Consider the following 20,427-nt stretch of genomic DNA (forward strand, 5'->3'; position numbering starts at 1 on the left):
GACTGTAGAGGTCGACAGCAGATAAATCTGATACGAGAAAGCCTGAGCACACATTTTCCTCGTCACTCCATTGCCACCATTCAGGTACAATTCACAACCTGAGTCAGGCAATCATGAGAGTGACTATGCAACGAACCATTGGCATCGTTATGGATCCGATCGATCGGATTAATACCAAAAAAGACAGTAGTCTTGCGATGATGCTGGCCGCGCAGCAGCGAGACTGGCAGATTTTATATATGGAACAGCAAGACCTTTTTCTATCTGAGGGAAAAGTTTTTGCTGAAATGCGCAGTCTTCGCGTGTTTGATGACCCGCAGCACTGGTTTGAACTGGGTGAAAAAGTCACCCGCCCCATCACTGATGTAGAAGCCATATTGATGCGTAAAGATCCGCCATTTGATATGGAATACATCTACAGCACTTATTTGCTGGAACAAGCTCAAGCTAATGGCGTGCTTATTATCAATGATCCACAAAGCCTGCGTGATGCCAATGAAAAACTCTTTACCGCCTGGTTTCCGCAATGCTGTCCTCCCACTCTGGTGACACGCCAGAAACATCTGATAAAAGATTTCCAGCAAACGCATGGCGATATTATTCTTAAACCGCTTGATGGCATGGGTGGTGCGTCGATATTTCGCATCAATCAGGGCGATCCTAATTTCTCAGTTATCGTCGAAACGCTGTCAGAACATGGAAAACGTTCGGTCATGGCGCAAAAGTATTTGCCGGCAATCAAAGACGGCGACAAACGTATTCTGTTGATAAATGGTGAGCCGGTGCCTTACGCTCTGGCCCGTATCCCAGCTGAAGGTGAAACGCGCGGCAACCTTGCTGCAGGTGGGCGAGCCGAAGGTCGGCCACTGACTGACAGGGATCGTTGGATATGCGAACAGGTTGGCCCCAAACTACGCGAAAAAGGCTTAATTTTTGTCGGACTGGACGTCATTGGCGATTATCTGACAGAGATAAATGTCACCAGCCCGACCTGTATCCGTGAACTTGATAGACAATTTGGTATCAATATTGGTGCCGACTTAATGACAGCCATAGATAAACTTTTATGATGAAACTCTTTCCTCTTTTATTAATTCTAGTAGCCCTACTCACCGCTTGTGGAGAACAACAAGAAAGCGCCCGCCAGGCGAAGTTTTATGCCTTTGGTACTGAGATTGATGTCAGCCTTTATGGCGTAGATGCTGAAACAGCTGAAAAAACCGTTGATGCTTTGGAAGACTCATTCAACGCCATCAACGACACCTGGCATGCCTGGAAACTCAGCACCTTAACTCGAATAAATAAAGCTATCGCGAATGGCGAATCAGTTGAAATCAAACCTCAAGTCGCTGCCGTTATCGAAGAAGCGGCCACCTATGCCAAGGAAAGTCATCATTTATTCAACCCGGCCGCTGGTAAATTATTTGAGCTCTGGGGTTACCATCGTGATGATTGGTTTGAATCGCGCCCGCCACCCGCTCAAGACAAAATCGACGCCTGGTTAAAATCCGCCCCCAGTATGGAAAATATTCATATTCAAGATAATATTCTCACCAGTGATAACCCTATGGTGAAACTGGGCTTTGGTGGTTTTGCCAAAGGCACGGCGGTAGATGCCGCCATTGAGGCACTGAAAAAACAAGGTGTGAATAATGCCATCATCAATATCGGTGGTGATTTACGTGCGATTGGTAAGCATGGTCATCGCCCTTGGGTCATTGGTATTCGTCACCCACGCAAAGAAGCCGCTATGCTGGCTTCCGTAGCCGTTTCGGGTGATGAAAGTGTTTTCACCTCGGGTGACTACGAACGATTCTTCACCTATGAAGGTAAACGTTATCCTCATATATTGGACCCAAGAACAGGTTATCCGGCTCAGGATAATATCTCTGCGACGGTTATTCATCAGCAAGCCGCTCGTGCTGATGCCGCAGCGACCGCATTAATCGTGGCTGGCAAAGACTGGCCAGAGATTGCCGCATCAATGGGGATCAAGGAAGTAATGATTGTTCGAGCTGATGGTCAAATCGAAATGACCCCATCCATACAGAAAAAAATTCATTTTACTGACAAATCAACTCAACCGATTTTACGTGAAATAGGCACAACAGCGACTCCATAATCATGGCTACCAGCGCATCATCAGATCGACTTATTTTTACTTTGCTGTTTTCAGTCATCCTGCATCTGGTGATTGTGCTGGGCGTGAGCTTTGATGTGTTTTCAAAACCCACCAATGCACCTGCGAATAATCTTGATATCACATTGGTAAAACAACAAGACAAAATCAAACCGGAAGAGGCAGACTTTCTGGCGCAGGCCAATAATGAAGGTGGAGGTGAGCTTGATACACCGACCCCAGAACCGACAAAAGATAAACCTGTCCCGGTCACTAAAGATGTTCCATCAGCACCGCCGCCAGCACCAAAAACAGACACTGTCGCCGACACGGAAACAGTTGCGGTACAACCTCCGGCTCCAGAGCCAACACCACCAAAACCCAAAGAAGTAGAGCCTAAGCCTGAGGTCAAAAAACCTAAACCGCAGCCCAAGGCAAAACCCGTTCCTCAACCTGAAAAGCCCGTTAAAAAGCTCACTCAGGAAAAAGCGGAACGCAAGGTAGAAAAAACCGAGACAGCAGAAACCGCAGCTAAAACTGAAGCAGAACCTGAAAAGGTCACTAAACCTGACATTTCTGCCCGTGATTTGATGATGCAAGCCAGAAGTGAAATCAGCGAGCTGCAGGAAAAACTCGATAAAAGCACTAAAGCACTGAGTGAAAGACCAAAAAAACGACGTATTTCAGCCTCTACCAAAGAGTTTGCTGCCGCTGCCTATATGAAAGCGTGGGAAATGAAGGTCGAGCGAATCGGTAATATGAACTACCCGCAGGAAGCGCGGCAAAAAGGCCTGAGTGGTAGCCTGATGTTGTCTGTAGATATTAATCCCGACGGCAGTGTGCCAGCGGGTGGCATCGTCGTATCACGTTCATCAGGCCATAAAGTACTGGATGATGCCGCGGTCAAGATCGTCCGACTGGGGGCGCCTTATGCTGCCATACCGGAAGATGTATTGAAAAATAACGATATGCTGACCGTGATTCGTACCTGGAAGTTTGAAACTGGTCGAGGCCTGTCAACAAGATAAAAAAAGCCGGCAACGACGCATTGTTACCGGCTTAACTGAATATTACTGAAATAAATACTGGCGAATTTCTTGTTCGCTTTTATTGATAAAGTTTTTGTTAATGGTCTGACTGATATATTTTTGTGTCACTTCACCCATTTGTTGCTTGAGTGCCCCCAGAAAGCTGGGTGGGGAAATCAACACAAGGTCGTTGACATCACCTGTGCGGCGAGCCGTTTCCAGACGCTCACTTAAGTCATGAGCAAACATCTGCATTTCCTGTTTTTTCGGTTCCGTTTTGGACTCCATAGCATGACGCCCTCCAGAACCATAACTATCGAAACCTCGCCCCGGCTCGTCAGATACTAAGTCCTGATTATGAGCGCGACTGGCAGTATTGACCATGTCATCGATTTCCTTAAGTGGACTAGTCCGACTCTCAACAGAAAAAATCCGAGCCCGACTGCTCTCGGCGACAACGATCCACTTTTTCTTCATAGTCGATTCTCCTTCTCGCTTGGGAAAACAAGCAACACAGAGCAATAAGCGGGAAATCACCCTGCATCATCATTAACTTGATAGAAGCAATGGTTCGACTATAACAGACAATATGGCCTTTGTCTGTCACTTAACATTTCTAAACAATTCTTTACTTATCAGTGTCTTGTGACAGTTTATATCCCAAGCCCGCCTTACTGATATTGCTGTATTCAAGTGGCAGAGCGGCCTTAAGCTTGTCGGCTAATTTTTGGCAATGTTCTATATCGCCGTGCTTTAATTCCAGCTCAATTTCATGAATCGCTGTTTGTTTGCCACCTGCTCTGACTTCTCCTCGGTCATAAGCCAGTTCAACCACGGTGTCAGCCTCTAACACCAACAACCAGACATCTCGTTCAAACTCGGTGGTAAACACAGGCTGGATGGCATTCCAGACCTGGGCTTGTTCTAATAGCGGCGCAATGGCGGTTTCCGCCAGACGCTCAAGATCAAACACTGGCGCCCCCAATTCGTGTTCCCATTCTTGACGTTGGTGCAGACCAGCATTAGCTTGCCCACTGCATTTCACCGTTTGCAGCCATTGTTCACCTATTTGACGTAACCTCAATCCTACGCCAAATGTCATTAAGGCTTTGTCCGGCGTATCAAAATAGGTACTCAACAAATGTTGTTGATATACATCCTGTTTCAACATGGAAGTCAGCCAGCCCAGCGCTTGCAAGTTAAGCGAGTCAGCCTGCGTTACCTGAAGTTTTATTTCTTGTTCTAGGCTCATGAGTTCAATAAAGGCTTTAAATATTTACCGGTGTAAGAAGCCGGATGTTCGGCCACCTCCTCTGGTGTACCAACGGCCAGCACTTCACCACCACGTGCACCACCTTCAGGGCCCATATCAATGATCCAGTCTGCGGTTTTAATCACATCCAGATTATGCTCAATGACCACAATGGTATTGCCACGATCTCGCAGGCTATGCAGGACTTTGAGTAATTGTTCGATATCGAAAAAGTGCAGCCCCGTGGTTGGCTCATCTAAGACATACAGGGTTTTACCGGTATCACGTTTGGATAACTCTTTGGCTAATTTGACCCGCTGCGCCTCACCACCCGATAAGGTAGTCGCATTCTGGCCAAGCTTGATATAGGTCAGACCAACATCAATCAATGTCTGTAACTTTTTCGCCACGACCGGAATATTTTCAAAAAAGACATTCGCCTCTTCGATGGTCATATCCAGTACTTCGGTAATGGTTTTACCTTTGTAGCGGATATCCAGTGTTTCGCGGTTATATCGCTGGCCCTTACAGACATCACATGGCACATAAATGTCGGGCAGGAAATGCATTTCAACTTTAATCAGACCATCGCCCTGACAGGCTTCACAACGTCCACCTTTCACGTTAAAGCTGAAACGTCCTGGGCCATAACCACGTGAACGTGCCTCAGGTGTACCCGCAAATAACTCACGAATCGGTGTAAACAGACCGGTGTAGGTCGCCGGATTTGAACGCGGCGTACGACCAATTGGACTTTGATTAATCGCCACCACTTTATCCAGCTGCTCTAAACCAATAATTTCAGAATGTGGGGCGGGTTCTTCAGAGTTACCATTTAAGTTTTTCGCGGTCAGCTTTAATAATGTTTCATTGATCAGCGTCGATTTCCCAGATCCTGACACACCGGTGACACAGGTCATCAGACCAACCGGCACATCAATATCCACATTTTTCAGATTATTTCCGCAAGCACCTCTCAAACCAATCACACGGCCTGCATGAGGTGGCTGACGTTTCGCTGGCAGTTCAATTTTTCTACGGCCTGACAGATATTGCCCGGTCAGTGACTCTTCACTTTTCATGATTTCTTCAGGTGTACCCTGAGCCACAATTTGGCCACCATGCACACCGGCACCAGGCCCAATATCCAGCACAAAGTCTGCCATGCGAATCGCATCTTCATCATGCTCAACCACAATGACCGTGTTACCTAAATCACGAAGTCGGGTTAAGGTTTCCAGCAGGCGATCATTATCACGTTGATGCAGCCCTATCGAAGGTTCATCCAGAATGTACATGACCCCTACTAAACCCGCACCGATCTGACTGGCTAAACGAATACGCTGCGCTTCACCACCTGACAATGTTTCCGCACTGCGTGCCAGATTCAAATAATCAAGGCCGACGTTGACCAGAAAGCTCAGACGCGCTGAAATTTCGGTGACAATCTTTTCTGCAATTTCGCCACGTTTGCCAGGTAAGGTGAGTGTTTGAAAGAAAGTACTCACTTCACCGATAGGCATTGCTGTGACTTCAGGTAAGGTAATTTCATTCACAAATACATTACGTGAAGCCAGCGTTAATCTGGCTCCATGACACTCCGGACAAGCACGGATAGAATGAAATTTAGCCAAATCTTCACGAACACTGTTTGATTCTGTTTCGTGATAACGACGCTGCATATTCGGAATTACACCTTCAAACGGGTGTTTACGACTGACGCTTTTACCACGGTCGCCCATGTAGCTGAAGGCAATCTGCGTTTTACCACTACCATATAAAATGACCTCACGAATCTCATCGGACAAGTCCTGAAAAGGCCTATCCAGATCGAATTTATAATGCTCCGCTAGCGATAGCATTAGTTGGTAGTAATACGCATTTCGGCGATCCCACCCCCGAATGGCACCTGCTGCCAGACTTAATTCAGGATGAGTCACTACTCGAGCGGGATCAATAAACTGCTTCACCCCAAGCCCGTCACAAGTCGGACAAGCTCCAGCAGGATTATTGAATGAGAACATGCGTGGTTCTAATTCAGAAATCGAATAACCACACTCTGGACAGGCAAAACGTGCAGAAAATAAAGTCTCATCAGATTCATCATCCATCGACACGACTTTCGCCACACCATCCGCCATGGCTAATGCCGTTTCAAAGGATTCAGCCAACCGTTGCTGAATGTCCGGGCGCACTTTAAAACGATCCACCACCGCTTCAATGGTATGTTTTTTACGCAGCTCCAATTCAGGCGGATCATCGAGCTCAATAACTTGACCATTCACGCGCGCACGAACAAAGCCTTTGATTCGTAATTCTTCCAAGACATCACGATGCTCACCTTTACGATCCTGAATCACTGGTGCAATCAGCATCAAGCGTTTACCTTCCGGCATATCCAGCACGGCGTCTACCATTTGACTCACCGTCTGTGCTGCCAATGGTTGATGATGTGTCGGACAACGTGGTTCACCCGCACGAGCAAATAACAACCTTAAATAGTCATAAATTTCGGTGATGGTACCGACCGTTGAGCGCGGATTATGTGATGTTGATTTTTGTTCAATCGATATCGCAGGAGACAAGCCTTCAATATGATCCACATCCGGCTTTTCCATCATCGATAAGAACTGTCTGGCGTAGGCTGACAAGGATTCCACATATCGACGCTGCCCTTCTGCGTATAATGTGTCGAAGGCAAGCGACGATTTTCCCGAACCAGACAGGCCAGTAATTACAATCAGAGCATCTCTCGGCAGGTCCAGGTCAATATTTTTAAGATTGTGGGTTCGAGCCCCACGAATGCTTATATTTTTCATCCCGGGAACGCTTATATTTTTCATCAGGATTCCGTAGTAAAATCAAACGGATCAATATACTCTGTCCGACTACCATGACGCAAAAACAAACTACAACAAACTCATTGACCTCGCTGGAAAAGCGGAGTATTTCAGGGCTTTCGTTGATATTTGCCTTGAGAATGCTGGGCTTATTCATGATTTTGCCGGTTTTTTCGATATCGGCGCATCAATACACGGGCAGCACGCCAATGCTTATCGGCATTGCTATTGGCGCATACGGATTGACGCAAGCGCTCTTACAAATCCCATTTGGGATGTTATCCGACAAAATCGGTCGTAAGCGCGTTATCACTATTGGCTTACTATTATTTGCTGCGGGTAGTGTGATTGCGGCGACCGCACAATCGATTGAAATGGTTATCGTCGGTCGTATGTTACAAGGGAGTGGTGCCATCGCTGCTGCCATTATGGCTCTCACCGCCGATCTCACCCGAGATGAACAGCGTACAAAAGCCATGGCAAGTATTGGTATAAGTATTGGTCTGTCATTTTCTGTTGCATTGGCCACAGGCGCTATTCTTGAACACTGGATTGGTTTGTCAGGTATTTTCTGGGCCACCGGGCTGCTGGCATTACTTGGTATTGGCATTCTGCATCTATGGGTTCCCTCTCCCAAACGACTGGTGACGCACACTGATCTGGGCCCCGTGCCAAAGCAGTTTGGCAAAGTGTTTGGCAATAAACAAATCATGCGATTAGTGCTCAGCATTATGCTGTTGCATCTGCTCCTCACCACCAGCTTTTTCGCATTGCCTCACGTCTTACAGGATGTAGCGGGCTTAGACAAAAGCCAACACGCCATGGCGTATTTACCGGTATTACTTTTAGCTTTTGTCACCATGGTGCCATTCATCATCATCGCTGAGAAAAAACGTAAAATGAAATCTGTTTTCATCAGTGCTATCGCGGTGATTGGTTTGGCAGAATTAGGTTGGGCGTTTTTTGCTCACTCGTTAACCACTATACTGATTTGTCTGTGGTTATTCTTTACCGCATTCAATATTCTTGAAGCCAGTCTGCCATCGATGATGTCAAAACTTAGCCCATTGGAAAACAAAGGCACGGCGATGGGTGTGTATTCCAGCGCTCAATTCATCGGTGCCTTCATTGGCGGTGCTATGGGTGGAACACTATATGGCTCGTTTGGACTCGAGGGTATCTTTGTTGCCAGTGTTGTCTTGGTGGTTATCTGGTTATTACTTGTTTTCCCAATGCAAGCACCTAAACATTACAGCAGTAAGATTATTCATCTGAATGACACATCCATGCAGAATTCTGCTCAATTCATTCAGGAGTTAAGAGCTATTGCAGGTATCAAAGAAGCAGTAGTGGTGCCTGAAGAACAGGTGGCTTATGTCAAATACTCACCAGATGAAATTAACATGGATGAACTAGAGTCATTTGCTTCCCAGCATTAAGGAACATTGAGAAATAATGATCGACAAGTCAAGAGACAATCAGGGTCAGGTTATTTCTAACACTGCAGCTATTCTTACAGCTTTACAACATCACCCTGCTGGGCTAAGTATGGATGAGTTAATACGCCGGACTGAGCTGCCACGATCAACAGTTGAGCCGCTACTATCGTCTCTTGAGAGAGAGGCATTTATTATCCACTCTCATAATCATATTTATCTAGGTCCAGCATTATCACAACTGACACGAGTAGCGCATGCTGAGATTATCAGTGTCGTAAGAACACACTTAAATACATTGGCTAATAAAACCGGAGAAACGGTTGAACTGTGCATTTTCAGAGGTCAGCATTCGCTGTCTGTTGATCACATTATCAGTCAGCAAGAGCTCCGGGTAGCCTCACCGCTTGGAAAAGCTTTTTCTGTATACACTTCAGCTCATGGCAAAGCCGTTCTTGCTTCTTTAAGTAATGACGAAGTTAAAGCGATTATTGACGATAAGTGGATACAACAAACAGAGGCGAGTCATATATCTTATGACACTCTTTTTCAGGATCTAGACCTCATTCGCAAAAATGGCTGGGCTGTCGATATTGAAGAACACGCAGAGGGCATTTGTGCTGTCGGTGTGGCAATTAATGCAGAGATGACCGATCATTATTCTATTGCCGTTTCCCTACCGACGATTCGTTTTAATAGAAATATGTCTAAGGTCACTTCAGCATTGCTTGCGTGTAAAGCGGAAGTGGAAGAAAGTATTAAGCCTTAAATTTCTGTGCTCAGTACAGTTGCTCGCAATACGACAACCAAGTCATCAGCATTCTATTTTGTATTGGGCATGAGCGATTGAGATGATATTATCCCTGCTCATTAGCAATCCTTTTTCTACCCACCATAGTGTGGTTGACGGTAGAAATGCTTTTAACTGTTTTTTTACACCGAGACGGTCACTTGACCGATGTTCAGCAACATCGGCATAGATTTGACAGTCCCCATTAAACCAAGGAACAAGCCATGTCAGTAAACAAGGTCATTCTGGTCGGACGACTCGGCGCAGAGCCTGAGAGTCGCGCCTTCCCTAATGGTGGTTCAATTTGTAATTTACGTATTGCCACTTCAGAAAGTTGGAAAGACAGACAAACCGGTGAGCGTCAGGAGCGCACTGAATGGCACCGTGTAGTATTACGTAATAAGCTGGGTGAAATTGCTCAACAGTACCTGCACAAAGGCTCTCAAGTCTATATTGAAGGTCGTATCCAGACCCGCAAATGGCAGAACCAGCAGGGGCAAGATCAATACACCACAGAAATCGTGGGTAACGAAATGACGATGCTGGATAGCCGTGGCGGCGGTGGCGGTAATCAAGGTGGTGGCAGTAACTACAATGCCGGTGGCGGTGATACTTCGTTTGACCAACGTCCTCAACAACAATCTGGCGGCTATAACGCACCACAACCGGCCTCATCCTCTGCTGGTCCTGATTATGGTAGCGGTGGTGACGACTATTACGACGATGATATTCCGTTCTAGACTTGTCTGAGCCAATTAAAAAAAGCCCTGTTTTCAGGGCTTTTTTGTGTTTTCAGATCAGAAAATTTATAACAAAGCATCAATATGACTAGCCACACTGCGTCCTAATGCTGACATGACATAACCGCCTTCAAGTGTTGACACTATCCGACCTTGAGCATAGTTATCGGCTATTTTTTTCACTTCACGGGTCACCCAGGCAAAGTCCTCTTCCACTAAGTCCAGATCTGACATATCATCTTCCCGGTGCCCATCAAATCCGGCAGAAATAAAAATCAATTCGGGCTGAAATGTTTCCAGCTCCGGTAACCATTGCTGCTCAACCAACTGACGAAACTGTTCACCGCTGGTCCCGGCAGCTAGGCCAATATTAATCATGTTGTCATGCTTGCCGGGCACGCCAGTATCTGGGTAAAACGGATGTTGAAAACTACTGCATAAAAGGACTTGTTCATTGCCTCGGAAAATATCTTCTGTGCCATTACCATGGTGTGCATCAAAGTCGATAATAGCTACTCGCTTCAGACCATATTGAGCTATTGCATGAGCCACACCGACAGCAACATTGTTAAAGATACAAAACCCCATCGCCTTATTATGTTCGGCATGATGACCGGGCGGCCTGACACAACAAAAGGCGCTATTTGCATCTTGGCTCATCACTAAATCGACTGCTTTTACAACAGCACCGGCTCCACGCTGTGCGGCTGTTAATGACGCGGATACCATCAAGGTATCGGCATCCAACCAAACACGTTCATTGTCTTGCAACTTCTGAAAGATCTCACTGACATAATCAGCATCATGGACACGGCATAATTGCTCTACAGAGACCATCGGCGCGTCATAAAAATGCATAATCATTTCCAGGCCGCTGGCAATTAGGCGATCATGAATGGCGGCAAGCCTTTCTGCCGTATCCGGGTGATATGATGTCGTTTCGTGCAGTGCACAGTCAGCATGAGAGATAAACGCGATAGTCATAACGACACCTTAAACAATCGTAATAAAGTTTTTGTAAGCTAATCGTATCAGGAAACTGGACCAGTGATATGACCACACATTTTTTAGACCGTCTGTTTTCACCTCGCTCAATTGCTGTATTTGGCGCCAGTCAGACCACAGATGCGGTTGGCAGACGGGTGTTTGACAACCTGATTAATACTGACTTTAACGGACCCGTCTATGCCGTGAACCCTAAATATGATCGTATTGATGATCATATTTGCTACCCGAATATCGAGGCCATTAATGAAGCTGTGGACTTGGCTGTTATCGCTACCCCCGCCAGCACCATAGAAGCCATCATGCATCAATGTGGTCATGCCGGAGTGAAATCGGCCATCATTATTTCAGCGGGTTTCAGTGAAGGTCAGGGGCAAGGTCTCAAGCTCGAACACGATGTCGTTAAAGCAGCCCAGCAATACAATATCCGAATTCTCGGACCTAATTGTCTTGGCCTTATCCGCCCCAATATTGGCATGAATGCCACCTTTAGCAAGAATACTGCAGCGCCTGGCCAACTAGCTTTAATTTCACAATCAGGCGCTTTATGTACGGCGATTCTGGACTGGGCGGCCGCCAATGAGGTCGGTTTTTCTGCCATTATTTCATTGGGTAATGCCGCTGATATTGATTTTGGTGATCTGCTCGACTTTCTAGCTCAGGATCACAAAACCCAGAGTATTCTGCTGTATGTCGAAGGTATTCGTGATGCCCGCCGTTTTATGAGCGGGCTACGTATTGCTTCACGCATGAAACCGGTGGTTGTAATCAAAGCAGGCCGCCATCAAGCCGGCTCACAGGCGGCTTTAACGCATACTGGTGCGATGATGGGTGGTGATGATGTATTTAATGCCGCAATTCAACGAGCCGGTGTGGTCAGAGCCGATACCATTCAGCAGCTTTTTGCCGCCGCTGAGTTGTTAGCCACTCAATGTCGGGTGCATGGCCGGCGTTTGGCGATCGTCACCAATGGCGGAGGCCTTGGGGTGATGGCCACCGACAGAGCGATTGATTTAGGCATTGAGTTAGCCAACCTGTCGGAAGCGACAATTACCAACCTGGATAAAGTATTACCTCATCACTGGTCGCGCAGTAATCCGATTGATGTGCTTGGCGATGCCTCACCAGAACGCTATAAAGCTGCCGTAAATGCCTGTTTGCAGGATGAAGGCATTGATGGGGTATTAGTGATGCTGTCTCCACAAGCCATGACCGATCCTGATGCCTGCGCACAAGCCGTTATTGATGCACACCAGACAAGCTCAAAACCCGTTCTGGCTTGCTGGATGGGTCAACAGCTTATTGCCAGTGCGGATCGTTTATTTGCCCGTCATCATGTGCCCTGTTTTTCTGATCCGGAATCCTCAGTGGAAGCCTTTGCCTGCCTCGCGCGCTTTTATGAAAACCAGCAATTATTAATGCAGGTACCAGGCCCATTATCATCACACAGCGAACCGGATATTGAGGGTGCGCGACTGATTATCGAGAGTGTACTGGCTGAAAATAGGCAAACATTAACCACAGCTGAGTCGAGAGCCTTGTTACATGCTTTTGATATCCCGGTCAGTTTGAGCATTCAGTGCCACAGCGCCAATGAAGCGCTGGTCGCGGCAGAGAGTTTTGGTTATCCGGTGGCGATGAAAATCAATGATCGTCATATCCAGCATAAAACCGATGTAGGCGGTGTTCGTTTAAATATTAATAATGCAGCCGCCGTTAGATTGGTTTACAAAGAATTACAGGAAGCGGTTCGTAAGAAAGTCCCGGATATGAAGGCATTCAGCGTTAGTATCGAACCAATGTATACCGATCCCTTCGGTAGAGAATGTCTGGTCGGTGTTAACCGTGACCCAGTATTTGGTACCACGATTGTATTTGGGGCCGGTGGTGTCAAAGTCGAAGTCTTGCAAGATACCGCTATTGCTCTGCCACCTTTAAACACGTTCCTGGCAGACAAGCTGATTAACCAAACCAAAATTGCCGCTATGCTCGGCGAGTTCCGCGATATGCCTGCCGTGAATCGTGACGCCTTAATACAAGTGTTGTTACGGGTGTCTGAGATGGTTTGTGAATTACCAGAAATTGAATCACTGGACATCAACCCACTGGTCGTCGATGAACGCGGGGTGCTCGCCTTAGATGTCAGAATCGTCGTCGCACATCATGTGAAGACCATTCACCGCTATGATCATATGGCCATTCATCCATATCCAACACATTTGACCAGACAGGAACAGTTAGCCGATGGCACGGATATTATTATCCGTCCTATTCGCCCTGAAGATGCGCTGATTGAGCAGGTCTTTTTCCGAAAACTGTCTACAGAATCTCGCTACTTCCGCTTTATGCAAGAACTCAACGAATTGTCGCAAGATATGTTGATACGTTTTACACAGCTTGATTACAGCCGCGAATTGGCTTTAATGGCAGTGACCATGGAAAACAATGAAGAAATTGAAGTCGGTGTCGCCCGTTACAGTATGAACCCGGATGGTAACAGCTGTGAGTTTGCTTTGGTTGTCGCTGATGAATGGCAACATAAAGGTATTGGCACACGACTGATGCAGGCCTTGATTTCCAGTGCCCGTCAGCAAGGGTTCAGCCTGATGGAAGGTGAAATTCTCACCAGTAATCAACCCATGCAACGACTGGTCGAAAGCTTAGGGTTTACCGTGACGGCGAGTCTGGAAGAGCCATCGATAAGACTGGCTTCCATGCATTTGTAGAGCTGCGAGCAAAAATTATCTGAAAACCATTGATTGTTAGTAACAAGAGTGGGAGCATCAAATAGTAACCACCAAAGAAGGCGTGTGAATGAAAAAAATCCCTTATACCACTGTTCGTCCGATTCGAAGTCTTAACCTGTTATCACAGGAAGAAATCATCAAACTCAGCTCTCCCAGCGCTGAGCTGCACCGACTATTCAGAGAATGTGCTCTGGCGATTCTCAACACCGACAGCCATGAAGATGATGCCGAAGAAATTCAGCAGCTCTATGCAGACTTTGATATTCGCCTGAAGTCACAACCCCGTGGCGTGATGCTGGAAATCTTTAATGCGCCAGCCCAATCATTTGTTGATGGCACGCTGATTCGCGGTATTCAGGAGCATTTATCGTCGGTATTACGCGATATTGTCTACACTGACTTTAAAATTCTGGCAGAAGAAACCAATAGCTCGGCGAAAATCACCGATAAAGTGTTCCGTATCTTGCGTAATGCCAATATGGTCAGACCGAATGTCTCGCCTAATCTGGTGGTCTGTTGGGGCGGTCACTCTATTCCCCGCGAAGAGTATGACTATGCCAAACATGTCGGTTATGAATTCGGCTTGAGAGGACTGGATATCATCACCGGTTGCGGAATTGGCGCCATGAAAGGTCCCATGAAGGGCGCTGCCGTTGGTCATGCCAAACAGCAAATCACTCATGGTCGTTATATTGGCATTAGCGAACCAGGCATCATTGCTTCTGAATCACCCAATGCCATCGTCAATGAACTGGTTATCATGCCGGATATTGAAAAGCGACTGGAAGCCTTTGTACGTCTGGGTCACGTTATCGTGGTCTTTCCCGGCGGCGTTGGCACGGTGGAAGAAATCTTCTATTTACTCAGTATTCTGCTTCATCCGGAAAATAAATACGGTATCCCATTAATCTTTGCCGGGCCCGAATCATGCCGGGACTATTTCGACACATTGGATGCCTTCCTCAAACAATGTCTGGGTGAAGACATTAGCCAATTATATGAGATTGTTATTGGTGAGCCAGAGACCGTCGGCTACAAAGTCAAACAGGCCATAGCTGAAGTCCATGATAATCGTAGAGAAACGGAAGAAGCGTATTACTACAACTGGCAGTTACATATTGACCCAATGCTGCAGCAGCCATTTATTCCCACTCATGAAAATATGGCCGCATTAAATTTAGATCCATCACTGCCTAAGCACCTGCTTGCCAGCCAAATTCGTTCAGCATTTTCAGGTATTGTAGCCGGCAATGTGAAAAGTTTTGGTATTAAAGAAGTGGCGAAACATGGGCCCTATTTGCTTAAAGGCGATCCCAGCATCATGCGTGCGATTGATAATCTCCTCCATATTTTCGTTAAACAACAACGAATGAAACTAGGCCAGGGCGAAGGAGTTTACCAACCTTGTTATAAATTGGTGGGGTAGCGTTTACTCGATAATAGTAAGGGATGTCACATAGACGACTTCACAGGCGTGAGCGCCGGTATCATCTCTGGTCATGGAGCTTTTCCATGACCAGCCATCGGTGGCTCTAGCTTGAATTAACTGGCCTTCCAATGCAATGATCTGTCCTGTTTTTACTTTCTTTAAGGCCTTGGCAACCTGACCATCAGCAGGGATCATATGCATATTGGCACTTTGGGTTTCAATATCACGTCGTGGTATCGGGAACTGCTCCACTTGCCAGTAATACCATCGCCTGGTCTGAGTGATTTCAATCTTCGCCAAAACGCTCTCATCTGACATTTTCTGCCAGCCTAATGCTAAGTCGGTCGGGGATAAGTCACTTTCTCTGTCTAAACGATAATCTTCACGCCCCAACACTTTCGCTTGTAGTGAAAAGTGTGCCAGTGGTGTGATTTGATACCCTTCAAACTTAAACGGCATCGCTTGACTGAGCTGTGATTGCACTGGCGCCTGAGCCACTTTAACACCCGGCCCTAAACTGACTTCTTCTTTATGCTGACATTGTTTTACAGTAACAACGACAAGCACAATCAACAAAAGCCATTTCACTAGCGTCATTGGGGAGTAGTGAGATTAAAGCGTTTGCCAGCAAGCATAATCAGCAATAAGACCGGTAGCCCCATCAGGGCCGTCATCAAGAAAAAGCTTTCAAAACCGATGGATTCCACCATAGAGCCTGAATAACCGCCCAACACTTTGGGGATTAAGGTCATCAATGAGCTAAAAATCGCATACTGTACAGCGGTAAAAGAGATATTGGTCAAACTGGATAAAAAAGCAATAAAGGCGGCATTCGCCAGGCCACCCGATAAATTATCAGCGGTAATCACCACATAGAGCATGGTGATATCGTGACCGCTTTGCACCAGCAGCATAAATAGCAGATTGGTAATAGCAGATAACACCGCGCCCAGCATCAATATCGGCATCACGCCATAACGCAAAACCAATATACCACCGTAGAAAGCACCGAAGATGGTCATAAACACGCCAAAGGTTTTCACGACAGTGGCGATTTCAGTTTTGGTAAACCCCAGGCTTTGATAAAGTGGATTTGCCACCACCCCAAGCACAATATCTGAAATCCGATACAAGCCCACTAGAGCCAATAATAACCAAGCTAAAGACCAGCCATAACGGGTAAAGAAGTCCTGAATAGGTGCAACATAACTGTGAGTCACACTTTGTTTATCGATAAACTTTATTTGTGTCATCAGCATCGCAACTAACGCTGCAGCAAAACCGGCAAATACCAGCCGGATCAATTCGATAATCACTGACACCAACTGAGGGTTACTGAGAAACATACCCAGCTTTTGTTTCGCCTGCTCCGTTAAGTCTGCTGTCAGTGCAAAGCTACAGATAAAGGCGCTCACCGCCAGCAAAAAGGTTATAAAAAATCGCACATGATGACGACGGTTGATTAAAGCTGATTCCTGTTGTTGCTTGGGCTCATCAATGATCAAGGTGGTCACAATGCCAAACAAAAATAAACTGGCCATGCTCCAGTAGGTTATTTGCCAAGCCTCAAAGTTATATTGCTCCATGCTGGTGCCAAAATAACTAGCCAAGAATAAGGCGCCACCACCTGCCACTAACATGCCAATTCGATAACCAGCAATGTAACTGGCCGACATCATCGCTTGCAGTTCAGCATTGGCAGATTCAATACGGTAGGCATCAGTCACAATATCCTGGGTAGCCGAGGAAAAGCCCAGACACACGGCTGCTACCCCCATCCAAACTAAAGAATCTTGGGCTGGATCCACCATTGCCATAAAAATAATGGAGCCCATCACCATGCATTGGGATAATAATAGCCAGGCACGACGACGACCGAGCAAACGGGTTAATATCGGTAAGGGCATCACATCCACCAGCGGTGCCCAGACGAATTTGAATGAGTAACCCAGCGCTGCCCAGCTGAAATAAGTGATTTCACTTTTTGCGATACCGACTTCGCCAAGCCATAGGCTTAATGTGGAAAAAATCAGTAATAACGGCAGACCTGCCATGATGCCAAACACAAGCATTGTGAGCACCCGTGGGTGCATAAATGCCTGTAAACTCTCATGCCATGAACGTAGTCGTGCTATCAAAATCGGTCTCAGATCGCGTTGAATCAGCTAAAGTAACATTGAAGTATATCTGGTTCCACTTTTGTTGCTTGAGATGCAGATAGCCAGAAAACATTGCTGATCATCATGCAGTCAACGATAATGAGAAAATAATGAGAACACACTTCTGATATTCTTGATACCTCATGGCTAAGCAACGCAAAATAATTCACGTTGATATGGATGCTTTTTTTGCTTCGGTGGAACAGCGTGATTACCCGGAATACAAAGGCAAACCATTGATTGTCGGTGGCCAGCCTAACAGCCGTGGCGTGGTCGCAGCCTGTAGTTATGAAGCCAGAAAATATGGCATTCACTCGGCCATGCCCTGTTCGCGCGCCTATCGCTTATGCCCCCAAGCGCTGTTTGTACCGCCCCGCTTTGATGCCTACCGTGAAGTTTCCAACCAAATCCGTGATATTTTCTGGCGCTATGCCAGTGAAGTTGAGCCTTTATCTCTCGATGAAGCCTATTTGGATGTCACCTACACAGAAGCTTTCAATGGTTCAGCGACATTGATTGCCCAGGCCATTAAACGTGAGATTTTGCTGGAAACTAGACTCACAGCCTCTGCTGGTGTTTCCTACAATAAATTCCTCGCCAAAATTGCCTCTGATATGGATAAACCCAACGGGCTTTATGTCATCAGACCTGAACAAGGCGAAGCCTTTGTCGCCGATCTTCCTGTCGGTAAATTTCATGGCGTTGGTCCTGCCACAGAAACCAAAATGCACAACCTCGGCATTCATACCGGCAAGGACCTGCGTGAGAAATCATTAAGCGAACTGACTGAGCGTTTCGGCAAGGCGGGTCAGTATTACTTCAACATCGCCCGAGCCATCGACGACCGCCCGGTTCGTAGCCAACGTATCCGTAAATCACTCGGTAAAGAAACCACCTTTGCAGAAGATATTCACTCGATTCCTGAGTTAACCGCCAAACTGCTCGATTTGGCTGAACGCGTCTTTGAGAGTTTGGATAAACAACAACTGAAAGCACGTACCGTCACCGTTAAAGTGAAATATGCTGACTTTCAACAAGTCACCCGGGCACACAGCGCCGAGCACATCATTAAACTGACTGACTTAAAAAAGATTATTCCGTTGTTACTGGAGAAAACAGAGGCGGGTCATAAACCAGTAAGACTGGTCGGATTAAGTATGAGTGGGTTTGATTTGCCTTCTACAGAAACTGTTCAACCACAGCTGGACTTTGAACTGCATGATCAGTTTTAAAAACCACGCACCCTAGAGTTGGATTGAAGGGGGAACCCCAATGTGAACTTAATGACGACATTGAGCTCCTCCCTCCTTTTTTATGCCAAGCAGTATTTCCTAAAAAGCCGATTTAATACGATTTTTCAGGATTTTATAACGGCTAAACGCACATTTCACAAAGTTGCCATCTCTATGTTTAAAGCGTTTCTTTAGTGCTTTTTTCACTTCCCATGTGCCTTTGTAACCGTTGGGAAAGACCACTAAATCCCCGGCTTTAAATGTGGTTGCAGGTCCACCATCATTGGGCGTCATTACACACTCCCCTTCCACAATGTATGCCACTTCAGTGGTGACAAATGACCAAGGGAATACAGAGACTTCTTTTTCCCAAGTGGGCCAATGCTCGACGCCCATCTGTTTTAATTGTGCTTCGCTGGGATTGCTGTCCACGGTAATGTTGTTCATTTAGATTCCTAGATATAAATTTGCTTAAAACCTGCCATGTTTGGCATGAGCTGAAAGTTGAAGATGCTATATTCTGCCTGTATTTCTGTAATAAACCGAATTTGCTGTTCATATTCGATATCAGAGTGAAGCCATATTTGCCATAATGCCCCTTTGCTTTAATCACTGATTTATCTATGTATACTGAAGGACAATCCGCACTGGACGTGCTACAGAACATCTTTGGCTACGATTCCTTTCGACATAATCAACAGGATATCGTTGATCACCTTATCCATGGTGGTGATGCTCTGGTATTAATGCCAACCGGCGGTGGTAAATCGCTTTGTTATCAGATTCCGGCACTTATCAGAAAAGGCACTGGCATTGTGGTGTCACCGTTAATTGCCCTGATGCAGGATCAGGTGGTGGCGTTAAACGAATTAGGTGTAAAAGCCGCTTTTCTGAACTCCAGTCTTTCAGCAAATGAAGCCCGTACAGTCGAGCAAGAACTTGAAGCTGGACTGATTGATGTGCTGTATATCGCCCCAGAGCGTTTATTAAACGAACGCACACTATCTTTGTTGAGTCGTGTCAGTATTGCTTTGTTTGCGATAGACGAAGCGCATTGTGTGTCGCAATGGGGACATGACTTTCGCCCTGAATACCAACAGCTTCGTTTGCTTCATGAGCTATTTCCTAATGTGCCGCGTGTCGCCCTCACAGCTACAGCCGATAAACGTACGCGTCAGGAAATCATTGAACAGCTCAATCTGCAGCAAGCCAATGTTTATCTGAATAGTTTTGACAGGCCCAATATTTTTTATGCGATTACTGAAGCGACTCAAGCCAAACAACAGCTTTGGCAGTTTATCGAGGAACATCACGCCAACGATGCCGGTATTGTTTATTGCCTGTCTCGCAAAAAAGTAGAAGCCATTGCCGAGTGGCTTCAGGAACAAGGTCGGGTTGCCCTGCCTTATCATGCCGGCCTATCTAATGACATCAGGGCTAAACATCAACAGCGCTTTTTACGCGAAGAAGGTGTGATCATTGTCGCCACCATCGCCTTTGGTATGGGTATTGATAAACCCGATGTGCGATTTGTCGCTCACCTGAATTTGCCGAAAAATATTGAAGCTTATTATCAGGAAACCGGCCGCGCGGGTCGCGATGGTTTACCGGCCCATGCCTGGATGGCCTATGGCCAGCAGGACGTGATCA

At 46.4% G+C, this 20,427-nt stretch carries 17 protein-coding genes; 10 read left to right on the forward strand and 7 right to left on the reverse strand.

Annotation, left to right across the window (positions count from 1 at the left end; genetic code table 11):
- Window positions 1-125: 125 nt before the first annotated feature.
- From gshB to B3V56_RS05445, 3 genes are read left to right on the forward strand one after another with little or no spacing between them, the layout of a single operon-like run.
- Window positions 126-1,070, forward strand: a complete 945-nt coding sequence (gene gshB / locus B3V56_RS05435) for a glutathione synthase (RefSeq protein ID WP_289284034.1) — start codon at window positions 126-128, stop codon at window positions 1,068-1,070.
- A complete protein-coding gene (locus B3V56_RS05440; protein ID WP_289283099.1) occupies window positions 1,067-2,122 on the forward strand; it encodes an FAD:protein FMN transferase in 1,056 nt (351 codons plus the stop codon). The genes gshB and B3V56_RS05440 overlap by 4 nt, the downstream gene beginning before the upstream one ends.
- A gap of 2 nt (window positions 2,123-2,124) precedes the next feature.
- Window positions 2,125-3,147 carry an energy transducer TonB gene (locus B3V56_RS05445; protein WP_286305727.1) on the forward strand — a complete coding sequence of 341 codons (1,023 nt, stop codon included), beginning with the start codon at window positions 2,125-2,127 and terminating at the stop codon, window positions 3,145-3,147.
- Window positions 3,148-3,189: 42 nt separating this feature from the next.
- Here B3V56_RS05445 and B3V56_RS05450 read toward each other — a convergent pair whose 3' ends face one another.
- The 3 genes from B3V56_RS05450 to uvrA all read right to left on the reverse strand — a co-directional run bounded on the left by B3V56_RS05450 (window position 3,190) and on the right by uvrA (window position 7,218).
- Window positions 3,190-3,624 carry a host attachment protein gene (locus tag B3V56_RS05450; protein ID WP_286305728.1) on the reverse strand — a complete coding sequence of 145 codons (435 nt, stop codon included), beginning with the start codon at window positions 3,622-3,624 and terminating at the stop codon, window positions 3,190-3,192.
- 151 nt (window positions 3,625-3,775) lie between these two features.
- Entirely contained in the window at window positions 3,776-4,399 is a 624-nt protein-coding gene (locus tag B3V56_RS05455; RefSeq protein ID WP_289283098.1) for a CYTH domain-containing protein, read from the reverse strand.
- Window positions 4,396-7,218 carry an excinuclease ABC subunit UvrA gene (gene uvrA / locus B3V56_RS05460; RefSeq protein ID WP_289283097.1) on the reverse strand — a complete coding sequence of 941 codons (2,823 nt, stop codon included), beginning with the start codon at window positions 7,216-7,218 and terminating at the stop codon, window positions 4,396-4,398. The genes B3V56_RS05455 and uvrA overlap by 4 nt, the downstream gene beginning before the upstream one ends.
- Window positions 7,219-7,292: 74 nt before the next feature.
- Between uvrA and B3V56_RS05465 the strand changes: the two genes are divergently transcribed.
- The 3 genes from B3V56_RS05465 to B3V56_RS05475 all read left to right on the forward strand — a co-directional run bounded on the left by B3V56_RS05465 (window position 7,293) and on the right by B3V56_RS05475 (window position 10,205).
- Window positions 7,293-8,678 carry an MFS transporter gene (locus B3V56_RS05465; protein WP_289283096.1) on the forward strand — a complete coding sequence of 462 codons (1,386 nt, stop codon included), beginning with the start codon at window positions 7,293-7,295 and terminating at the stop codon, window positions 8,676-8,678.
- A 16-nt stretch (window positions 8,679-8,694) separates the two neighbouring features.
- On the forward strand, window positions 8,695-9,444 hold the full coding sequence (locus B3V56_RS05470) for an IclR family transcriptional regulator (RefSeq protein WP_289284035.1): 750 nt from the start codon (window positions 8,695-8,697) through the stop codon (window positions 9,442-9,444).
- Between the two features lie 245 nt (window positions 9,445-9,689).
- Window positions 9,690-10,205, forward strand: a complete 516-nt coding sequence (locus B3V56_RS05475) for a single-stranded DNA-binding protein (RefSeq protein WP_289283094.1) — start codon at window positions 9,690-9,692, stop codon at window positions 10,203-10,205.
- 66 nt (window positions 10,206-10,271) lie between these two features.
- Here the strand turns inward: B3V56_RS05475 and B3V56_RS05480 are convergent, their stop codons facing one another.
- Window positions 10,272-11,189, reverse strand: a complete 918-nt coding sequence (locus tag B3V56_RS05480) for a histone deacetylase family protein (RefSeq protein ID WP_286305733.1) — start codon at window positions 11,187-11,189, stop codon at window positions 10,272-10,274.
- Between the two features lie 68 nt (window positions 11,190-11,257).
- Here B3V56_RS05480 and B3V56_RS05485 point away from each other — a divergent pair, with 68 nt between their 5' ends.
- Entirely contained in the window at window positions 11,258-13,936 is a 2,679-nt protein-coding gene (locus B3V56_RS05485; RefSeq protein WP_289284036.1) for a bifunctional acetate--CoA ligase family protein/GNAT family N-acetyltransferase, read from the forward strand.
- 88 nt (window positions 13,937-14,024) lie between these two features.
- A complete protein-coding gene (gene ppnN, locus B3V56_RS05490) occupies window positions 14,025-15,383 on the forward strand; it encodes a nucleotide 5'-monophosphate nucleosidase PpnN (RefSeq protein ID WP_289283091.1) in 1,359 nt (452 codons plus the stop codon).
- A gap of 3 nt (window positions 15,384-15,386) precedes the next feature.
- Here ppnN and B3V56_RS05495 read toward each other — a convergent pair whose 3' ends face one another.
- The gene (locus tag B3V56_RS05495; RefSeq protein ID WP_414673357.1) at window positions 15,387-15,974 is read right to left on the reverse strand and encodes a hypothetical protein; all 588 of its coding nucleotides are present in this window, start codon (window positions 15,972-15,974) and stop codon (window positions 15,387-15,389) included.
- Window positions 15,975-15,979: 5 nt separating this feature from the next.
- Window positions 15,980-17,479, reverse strand: coding sequence for an AmpG family muropeptide MFS transporter (locus B3V56_RS05500; RefSeq protein WP_414673358.1), 1,500 nt, complete (start codon window positions 17,477-17,479; stop codon window positions 15,980-15,982).
- A gap of 209 nt (window positions 17,480-17,688) precedes the next feature.
- Here B3V56_RS05500 and dinB point away from each other — a divergent pair, with 209 nt between their 5' ends.
- Complete coding sequence (dinB, locus tag B3V56_RS05505) at window positions 17,689-18,777, forward strand: DNA polymerase IV (protein ID WP_289283088.1); 1,089 nt, start codon at window positions 17,689-17,691, stop codon at window positions 18,775-18,777.
- A gap of 99 nt (window positions 18,778-18,876) precedes the next feature.
- On the opposite strand, the gene B3V56_RS05510 is transcribed toward dinB, so the two are convergent.
- Complete coding sequence (locus B3V56_RS05510; protein ID WP_286305740.1) at window positions 18,877-19,224, reverse strand: cupin domain-containing protein; 348 nt, start codon at window positions 19,222-19,224, stop codon at window positions 18,877-18,879.
- A 176-nt stretch (window positions 19,225-19,400) separates the two neighbouring features.
- Here B3V56_RS05510 and B3V56_RS05515 point away from each other — a divergent pair.
- Window positions 19,401-20,427 (forward strand): RecQ family ATP-dependent DNA helicase (locus B3V56_RS05515; protein WP_289284038.1); only part of this gene is annotated, 1,027 nt, incomplete at its 3' end.

It is taken from the genome of Methylophaga sp. UBA2513, from assembly GCF_002341285.1.
Taxonomy (GTDB): domain Bacteria; phylum Pseudomonadota; class Gammaproteobacteria; order Nitrosococcales; family Methylophagaceae; genus Methylophaga; species Methylophaga marina.

Coding starts and splice junctions, on each gene's coding strand:
- B3V56_RS05445 (WP_286305727.1), top strand. CDS start 2,125: ATGGCTACCAGCGCATCATCAGATCGACTTATTTTTACTTTGCTGTTT.
- gshB (WP_289284034.1), top strand. CDS start 126: ATGCAACGAACCATTGGCATCGTTATGGATCCGATCGATCGGATTAAT.
- ppnN (WP_289283091.1), top strand. CDS start 14,025: ATGAAAAAAATCCCTTATACCACTGTTCGTCCGATTCGAAGTCTTAAC.
- B3V56_RS05480 (WP_286305733.1), bottom strand. CDS start 11,189: ATGACTATCGCGTTTATCTCTCATGCTGACTGTGCACTGCACGAAACG.
- B3V56_RS05475 (WP_289283094.1), top strand. CDS start 9,690: ATGTCAGTAAACAAGGTCATTCTGGTCGGACGACTCGGCGCAGAGCCT.
- B3V56_RS05485 (WP_289284036.1), top strand. CDS start 11,258: ATGACCACACATTTTTTAGACCGTCTGTTTTCACCTCGCTCAATTGCT.
- B3V56_RS05470 (WP_289284035.1), top strand. CDS start 8,695: ATGATCGACAAGTCAAGAGACAATCAGGGTCAGGTTATTTCTAACACT.
- B3V56_RS05455 (WP_289283098.1), bottom strand. CDS start 4,399: ATGAGCCTAGAACAAGAAATAAAACTTCAGGTAACGCAGGCTGACTCG.
- uvrA (WP_289283097.1), bottom strand. CDS start 7,218: ATGAAAAATATAAGCATTCGTGGGGCTCGAACCCACAATCTTAAAAAT.
- B3V56_RS05500 (WP_414673358.1), bottom strand. CDS start 17,479: ATGCACCCACGGGTGCTCACAATGCTTGTGTTTGGCATCATGGCAGGT.
- dinB (WP_289283088.1), top strand. CDS start 17,689: ATGGCTAAGCAACGCAAAATAATTCACGTTGATATGGATGCTTTTTTT.
- B3V56_RS05440 (WP_289283099.1), top strand. CDS start 1,067: ATGATGAAACTCTTTCCTCTTTTATTAATTCTAGTAGCCCTACTCACC.
- B3V56_RS05465 (WP_289283096.1), top strand. CDS start 7,293: ATGACGCAAAAACAAACTACAACAAACTCATTGACCTCGCTGGAAAAG.
- B3V56_RS05510 (WP_286305740.1), bottom strand. CDS start 19,224: ATGAACAACATTACCGTGGACAGCAATCCCAGCGAAGCACAATTAAAA.
- B3V56_RS05450 (WP_286305728.1), bottom strand. CDS start 3,624: ATGAAGAAAAAGTGGATCGTTGTCGCCGAGAGCAGTCGGGCTCGGATT.